Here is an 8,637-nt window from a genome sequence, read left to right as displayed (position 1 = left end):
GAGCTGGACGCGGGCGTCGACCTGTCGCGCACGGTGGGGTGGTTCACCACCAAGTACCCCGTGGCCCTGGCGGTGGGTGGCCTGTCCTGGGCGCAGGTCCTGGCCGGTGACGCGCGGCTGGGCGCGGTGATCAAAGACGCCAAGGAACAGCTCCGCGCCCTGCCGGACGGCTTGACCTATGGCCTACTGCGCTACCTGAATGACGACGTCGACCTGGACGGCTCTGACCCGCCGATCGGCTTCAACTACCTGGGACGGCTCGGCGCCGGGACCGAGGCGTCCGGCGACGTGTGGCGAATCTGCGAGGACGGCCTATCGCTCATCGACGCCAGCGCCAGGCTGCCCATGCCGTTGGCGCACACCGTGGAGCTCAACGCCAGCACGGTGGACACCGACACGGGAGCGTACCTGCACGCCAGCTGGCGATGGGCGCCCTCGGCCCTGGATCACGCGCAGGTCAGCCGGCTGAGCCGGTTGTGGTTCGACGCGCTGACCGGCATCTGCGCGCACGTGCGCGGCGGCGGCGGCGGGTTGACGCCCTCCGACATCGCTGTCGGTCTTAGCCAGCAACAAATCGACGACCTTCAGCGGCAGTATGCGGATAGCTGACGTCCTGCCATTGACCCCCCTGCAGCAGGGGCTCTGGTTCCATGCCGTCGCCGACCAGGGTGGCGACGATGTGTATGCGGTGCAGCTGGAGATCGCGTTGAGCGGTCGACTCGATCCGCACCGCCTGCGCGAGGCGGTGAACAACGTCGTCACCCGCCACCCCAACCTGGCAGCCCGGTTCTCCGACAAGTTTGACCAGCCGGTGCAGATCATCCCGGCCGACCCCGTGGTCCCCTGGCGCTATCTCGACCTCAGCGGGGGTAACGCCGACCTCGACGAGCAGATCCAGCAGGCGTGCGCCGCCGAACGCGCCGCGGTCTGCAACCTTGGCCACCAGCCGGGCTTCCGAGCCGCACTGATTTGCACCGCGCACGACCGGCACCGGTTCGTGCTGACCAATCACCACATCGTGCTCGACGGGTGGTCGCTGCCGATCCTGCTGGGGGAAATCTTCGCCAGCTATCACGGCCAGTGGCTGCCCGCGGCAAGGCCGTATCGCAGCTTCGTGAGCTGGCTGGCCGGTCGCGATCTTGATGCCGCCCGCGCGGCTTGGCGGGAGGTGTTCGCGGGATTTGACACCCCGACACTCGTCGGTCCGGTCGGCCGCCCGGGGCCGGGGCCCCGAGGCGTTTCCTCGTTCCGGGTGCCCGAACCGACCACGCGGGCGCTCGGCGAATTGGCGCGCTCGCACCACACCACCGTCAGCACCGTGCTGCAGGCCGCCTGGGCCCAGCTGCTGACATGGCTGACCGGCCGACAGGACGTAGCCTTCGGCACGACTGTCTCAGGCAGGCCGCCCGAGGTGCCCGGCGCGGACTCGATGGTGGGCCTGTTCATCAACACCGTGCCGGTACGGGCCAACATCACCGCGGACACCACCACCGCCGAACTGCTCGACCAACTTCAAAGCAGCTACAACTACACCCTCGAGCACCAGCACCTGGCCCTCAGCGAGATCCACCGCATCACCGGCCAGGACCACCTGTTCGACACCTTTTTCGTCTACGAGAACTACCCGCTCGATCCCGCCGCGCTCTCACGCGACGAGGGTTTGGCCGTCACCGAGTTCGCCCACCGCGAGTACAACCACTACCCGCTCGCGATCCAGGCCCTGCCCGGCGCCGAGCTGGGCCTCCGCGTCGAGTTCGACACCGGCGTGTTCGACGCCGCCGGCATCGAAACCCTGATCGAGCGCTTCAAGCAGGTGTTGGAGGCCATGACCACCGACCCGACGCGACGGTTGTCGGCGATGGATGTGCTCGACGCCGCTGAGCATGCGCGGCTGGACCGGTGGGGCAATCGGGCGGGGCTGACGCAGCCGGTGGGTGTGCCGGTGTCGATTCCGGTGTTGTTCGGCGCCCAGGTGGCGCGCGCGCCCGAGGCGGTGGCGATCAGCGCCGGGGAGCAGTCGTGGACCTACCGCCAGGTCAAGGAGTCGGCGAACCGGTTGGCGCGCTTGCTCGCAGCCCAGGGCGCGGGTCCGGGGCAACGGGTGGCGTTGCTGTTGCCACGGTCGGCCGAAGCGATCGTGGCGATGTTGGCGGTGCTGAAAACCGGGGCGGCGTACGTGCCGATCGATCCGACTGTGCCGGCCGCCCGGATGCAGTTCGTGCTCGAGGATGCCGCACCGATCGCCGCGATCACAACGGCCGCCTTGGCCGATCGGCTGGATGGCCGCGGTCTGGCGGTCATCGAAGTCAACGACCCCGCCATTGACAGCCAACCGAGCACGGCACTGCCGGCGCCCGCCCCGGACGACATCGCGTACCTGATCTACACCTCGGGCACGACCGGAACCCCCAAGGGCGTGGTGATCCCACACCGCAACGTGACTCGGTTGCTGGAGACGCTGGACGGCGACCTGGAGCTGGCGGGGCAGGTGTGGTCGCAATGTCACTCGCTGGCGTTCGACTTTTCGGTCTGGGAGATCTGGGGCGCGCTCCTTTACGGCGGACGTGTGGTGGTGGTGCCCGATCCGGTGGTGCGCTCACCGGAAGACTTGCACGCCTTGCTCGTCGCCGAACAGGTCACCATCTTGAGCCAGACCCCGTCGGCGTTTTATGCGCTACAGACCGCCGGCGCCGGACGGCCCGAACCCGACCCCCGGTTGAAGCTGGAGGCCGTGGTGTTCGGCGGCGAGGCGCTCGAGCCGCGGCGGCTGCGCACGTGGCTGGACAGCCATCCGGGTCTGCCGCGGCTGATCAATATGTATGGGATCACCGAGACGACGGTGCACGCATCGTTCCGCGAGATCGTCGCCGGCGACGCGGACACCGCGGTGAGTCCGATCGGGGTGCCGCTGGCCCATCTGGGATTTTTTGTGCTGGACGGCTGGTTGCGGCCGGTTCCGGTCGGTGTGGTGGGGGAGCTGTATGTGGCCGGCGCCGGCGTGGCGTACGGGTATTCGGGCCGAGCTGGACTGAGCGCGACGCGGTTTGTGGCCTGCCCGTTCGGGCAGCCGGGGGCGCGCATGTATCGCACCGGGGATCTGGTGAGCTGGGGTCCCGACGGGCAGTTGCGTTACCTGGGCCGGGCCGATGAGCAGGTCAAGATCCGCGGGTATCGCATCGAACTCGGTGAAATCCAGGCCGCCCTGAGCGGGCTGCCCGGCATCGAGCAGGCGGTGGTGATCGCCCGCGAGGACCGCCCGGGCGACAAGCGCCTGGTCGGTTATGTGACCGGCGCGGCGGATCCGGCCGCGCTGCGTGCCGCGCTGGCCGAGCGGCTCCCGGCGTACATGGTTCCGGCCGCGGTGATGGTGATCGACGTGCTGCCGCTGACTGTCAACGGCAAGCTCGACACCCGCGCCCTGCCGGCTCCCGAATATCAAGACGGCGGCCACTACCGCGCCCCGGCCAATGCGGTCGAGGAGCTTCTGGCCGGCATCTACGCCCAGGTCCTGGGCGTGCAGCCGCCACAGCTTGTCGGGGTAGACGAGTCGTTCTTCGACTTGGGTGGGGACTCGCTGTCGGCGGTGCGCCTGATCGCCGCGGTCAACGCCAGCCTGGATGCCGGCCTCTCGGTACGCACGTTGTTCGAGGCGCCCACGGTCGCCCAGTTGGCGACGCGGATCGGTGGGAACGACGATCGTCTGGAACCGCTGACGGCCGGTGAGCGGCCCGAAGTGGTTCCGTTGTCCTTCGCCCAGAGCCGATTGTGGTTCATCGACCAATTCCAGGGACCCTCAACCATTTACAACATGGCAGTGGCCTTGGAGTTGGACGGCCGGTTGGACGCCGAGGCGCTGGGTGCCGCGCTGTCCGACGTGGTGGGCCGGCAGGAGAGCCTGCGGACGCTGTTCGCCGCGCACGACGGCGTCCCGCGCCAGCTGATCGTGCCCCCCGAGCGAGCCGACTTCGGTTGGGCCGTCGTCGACGCCGCCGGCTGGTCGGAAAGCCAGCTGGCCGAGGCATTCGACGCCGTGGCCCACCACCACTTCGACCTGGCATCCGAGATCCCCCTGCGGGCAAGGCTTTTCCGGATTGCCGACGACAAACACGTGCTGGTCGCCGTGGTGCATCACATCGCCGCCGACGGCGCGTCGATCACCCCGCTGGTGCGGGATCTCGGGGTGGCCTACGCCACCCACAGGGTGGGGCAGGCTCCCGACTGGGCCGATCTGCCGGTCCAATACGCCGACTACACGCTGTGGCAGCGCGCCCAGCTCGGCGAGCTCGGCGACAGCGGCAGCCGCATCGCCGCGCAGTTGGCCTACTGGCAAGAGGCCCTGGCCGGGATACCGGAGCACCTCCAACTGCCAACGGATCGGCCCTACCCGCCGGTCGCGGACTACCGTGGCGCGAGCGTGTCGGTGGACTGGCCCGCCGAGCTGCAGCAGCAGGTCGCCCGAGTGGCCCGGGAACACAACGCCACCACCTTCATGGTGATGCAGGCCGCCATGGCCGTGCTGCTGGCCAAGCTCGGCGCGAGTTCCGATGTGGCCGTAGGGTTTCCGATCGCCGGACGCGGAGACCCCGCGCTGGACGACCTGGTGGGCTTCTTCGTCAACACCTTGGTGTTGCGGGTCGATCTGGCCGGTGACCCCAGCGTCGCCGAACTGCTCGCTCAGGTGCGAGCGCGCAGCCTGGCCGCATACGAGCACCAGGACGTGCCCTTCGAGGTACTGGTCGAAAAGCTCAACCCGACCCGCAGCCTGACCCACCACCCGCTGGTCCAGGTGATGCTGGCCTGGCAGAGCGGGCAGGGGCAGGGCACCGGCGGGTTGACCTTGGGTAACTTGCAGGTCACCCCACTGCCGCTCGACACCCGGACCGCCCGCACCGACCTGGCGTTCTCGCTCGGGGAGACCTGGACCGACGCCGGGGAGCCCGCCGGAATTACCGGATCGGTGGAATTCCGGACCGACGTGTTCGACGCCGCCAGCATCGAAACGCTGATCGAGCGGCTCCAGCGCGTGTTGGCGACCATGACGGCCGACCCGGGGCGGCGGCTGTCGTCGGTGGATCTGCTCGACGAGGCCGAGCACGCCCGCCTCGATGAGGTGGGCAACCGCGCGGTCTTGACCCGTCCCGCGCCGCCCGCGGTGTCGGTGCCGGAGCTGTTCGCCGCGCAGGTGGCCCGCGCTCCGGAGGCGCCGGCGGTGACCTTCGCGGGCAAATCGATGACCTACCGCGAACTCGACGAGGCCGCTAACCGGTTCGCGCACTTGCTGTCTGGCCACGGGGTCGGGCCCGGCGCGTATGTGGCGTTGCTGCTGGAGCGGTCGGCCCAGGCCGTCGTGGCCATGCTGGCGGTGCTGAAGACCGGGGCGGCCTACCTGGCCATCGACCCGGCGCTGCCCGCGGCACGGATCGACTTCATGCTGGGCGACGCCGCGCCCGTCGCCGCGGTCACCACCGCCGGGCTGGCCGACCGGCTGCACGGGCGGGAGCTGACGGTCATCGACATCGCTGATCTCGAGGCCCCCGCCGTCGACGACCAACCGGCCACCGCGCCGCCGGCCCCGTCGGCCGACGACATCGCGTACCTGATCTACACCTCGGGGACCACCGGGACGCCCAAGGGCGTCGCGATCGCCCACCGCAACCTGGCGCACCTCGCGCAGTCGTCGCACCCGGCGCTGCCCGCGACGCAGGTCTGGACGCAATGCCACTCGTACGCGTTCGACTTCTCGGTCTGGGAGATCTGGGCCGCGCTGCTCGGCGGCGGGCGGCTGGTGGTGGTGCCCCCCTCCGTTGTCGCCTCACCGGACGACTTCCACGACCTGCTGGCCCGGGAACGGGTCAGCGTGCTCACCCAAACCCCGTCGGCGGTGGCCGCACTGTCCCCGCAACGGCTGGAGTGCGAGGCGGTGCTGCTCGGCGGCGAGGCCTGCTCGGCTGAGGTGGTGGATCAGTGGGCGCCCGGGCGGGTGGTGGTCAACGCCTATGGGCCAACCGAGGCCACGGTGTACGCCACGATGAGCGCACCGTTGCAGGCGGGGTCCGGGGCGGCACCGATCGGCGCGCCCGTGTCGACGGCGGCGCTGTTCGTCCTGGACGAGTCGTTGCGGCGGGTGCCGGCCGGGGTGATCGGGGAACTGTACGTCGCCGGCCGCGGCGTGGGCGTCGGATACGTCGGCCGAACCGGGCTGACCGCCTCGCGCTTCGTCGCCTGCCCGTTCGCCGGCGCGGACGCGCCCGGAACCCGGATGTACCGCACCGGCGACCTGGTGCGCTGGCGCGCCGACGGGCAGCTGCAATACCTGGGCCGCGCCGACGAGCAGGTCAAGATCCGCGGATACCGCATCGAACCGGGCGAAGTCCGGGCCGCGCTGGCCGCGTTGGACGGCGTGGAGCAGGCGGTGGTGGTCGCCCGCGAGGACCGCCCCGGCGACAAGCGCCTGGTGGGATACATCACCGGGACCGCGGATCCGGCCGTGCTGCGATCCGCGTTGGCCGAACGGTTGCCCGCCTACATGGTGCCGGCCGCGGTGGTGGCGCTGGACGCGTTGCCGCTGACTGTCAACGGCAAGCTCGACGCCAGGGCGCTGCCGGCACCGGAATACGAGGCCACCGATCGTTATCGCGCCCCGAGCAACCCGACCGAGGAAATCCTCGCGGGCATCTACGCCCAGGTGTTGGGCGTGGACCGGGTCGGGGTCGATGATTCGTTCTTCGACCTGGGCGGGGATTCGCTGTCGGCGATGCGCCTGGTCGCCGCGATCAACACCGGCCTGGGCGCCGGCGTCGCAGTGCGCGCCGTGTTCGAGGCGCCCACGGTGGCCCAGTTGGCGACGCGCCTGCACGGCGGCGGGGGCGGCCTGGACCCGTTGGTAGCCGTCGAGCGGCCCGCGGTCATTCCGTTGTCGTTCGCCCAGCACCGGTTGTGGTTCATCGACCAGCTGCAGGGCCCGTCACCGGTCTACAACCTGGCGGTGGCGCTGCGGCTGCGCGGGCGGCTGGACACCGATGCGTTCTGCGCAGCGCTGGCCGACGTGGTAGGCCGCCACGAAAGCCTGCGCACGCTGTTCGCCGCCCCCGACGGGATACCGCAACAGCTGGTGTTGCCCGCCGAGCAGGCCGACTTCGGTTGGGACGTGGTCGACGCGATCGCGTGGTCGCCACGCCGGCTGCAGGCGGGCATCGAGGAGACGGCGCGCCACGGCTTCGATCTGGCGGCCGAGATCCCCTTGCGGGCAAGGCTTTTCCGGGTCGCCGACGACGAGCACGTGCTGGTCGCCGTGGTGCACCACATCGCCGCCGACGGCCTGTCGATCGCCCCGCTGGTGCGTGACATATCCGTCGCCTACGCCAGCCGATGTGTCGGGGAGTCCCCGGGTTGGACGCCGTTGCCGGTGCAATACGTCGACTACACGCTGTGGCAGCGCGCGCAATTCGGCGATCTCAACGATCAGGACAGCCCCATCGCGGCGCAGCTGGCGTACTGGCAGGAAACCCTGGCGGGGATGCCCGAGCGGCTCGGGCTGCCCACCGACCGGCCCTATCCGCCGGTGGCCGATCAGCGCGGCGCCAGCGTCGCGGTCGATTGGCCCGCCGAGTTGCAGCGGCAAGTTGTTCGGGTGGCCCATGAACACAACGCGACCAGTTTCATGGTGATGCAGGCAGCCCTGGCCGTACTGCTCGCAAAGTTGAGCGCGAGTTCCGATGTGGCCGTGGGATTCCCGATCGGGGGGCGCCGCGACCCCGCGCTCGATGAGTTGGTCGGGTTCTTCGTCAACACGTTGGTGTTGCGCGTGGACTTGGCCGGTGACCCGACCGTCGCCGACCTGCTGGCTCAGGTGCGGGCCCGCAGCCTGGCCGCTTACGAGCACCAGGACGTGCCCTTCGAGGTGGTGGTCGAGCGGTTGAACCCCTCTCGGTCGCTGACCCACCACCCCCTCGTTCAGGTGATGCTGGCCTGGCGGACCTTGCACGACACCACCGGCGACGCCGTGTTGACGTTGGCGGACCTCGAACTCACCCAGATGCCGGTGGACACCGGCACCGCCCGCATGGACCTGGCGCTTTCCCTGGAAGAACACCTGGATGCGGACGGTGAGCCGGCCGGCATCGGCGGGGTGGTGGAATTCCGCACCGACGTGTTCGACGCCGCCACCATCGAAACGCTGATCGAGCGTTTGCAGCGCGTGCTTGTCGACATGACCAGCGACCCGGCCTGTCGGCTGTCGTCGATCGGCGTGCTCGACGACGCCGAGCGCATCCGGTTGGAGGACTGGGGCAACCGGGCGGCGTTGACCGAGCCGGCGAGCCCGCCGGTGTCGATTCCGGAGCTATTCGCCGGGCAGGTGGCGCGGGTGCCCGACGCGGCCGCGGTGACCTTCGAGGGCCGGTCGATGAGCTACCGCGAGCTTGATGACGCGGCGAATCGGTTGGCGCGCCGGTTGGCCGGCGGGGGTGTGGGGCCGGGTGCGCGCGTGGCGCTGCTGCTGCCCCGCTCGGCCGAGGCCATCGTGGCGATCCTGGCGGTGGTCAAGACCGGGGCGGCATACGTGCCGATCGATCCGGCGGTGCCGGAGGCCCGGATGCAGTTCGTGCTCGGCGACGCCGCGCCGGTCGCCGCGATCAC

The 8,637-nt window shown here is 70.1% G+C and carries 2 protein-coding genes; both read left to right on the top strand.

Translation table 11 applies throughout. From position 1 onward, the window contains the following. Window positions 1-609, top strand: a 609-nt coding sequence (locus A5706_RS35195) for a hypothetical protein (RefSeq protein ID WP_197517786.1), incomplete at its 5' end; no start/stop codon positions are given. Between the two features lie 10 nt (window positions 610-619). Continuing rightward, window positions 620-8,637 (top strand): amino acid adenylation domain-containing protein (locus A5706_RS08300; protein WP_369831828.1); only part of this gene is annotated, 8,018 nt, incomplete at its 3' end.

This window comes from Mycobacterium sp. E796, assembly GCF_001672815.1.
In the GTDB taxonomy this organism is placed as follows: domain Bacteria; phylum Actinomycetota; class Actinomycetes; order Mycobacteriales; family Mycobacteriaceae; genus Mycobacterium.
This window is presented reverse-complemented; position numbering and strand designations above follow the sequence as displayed.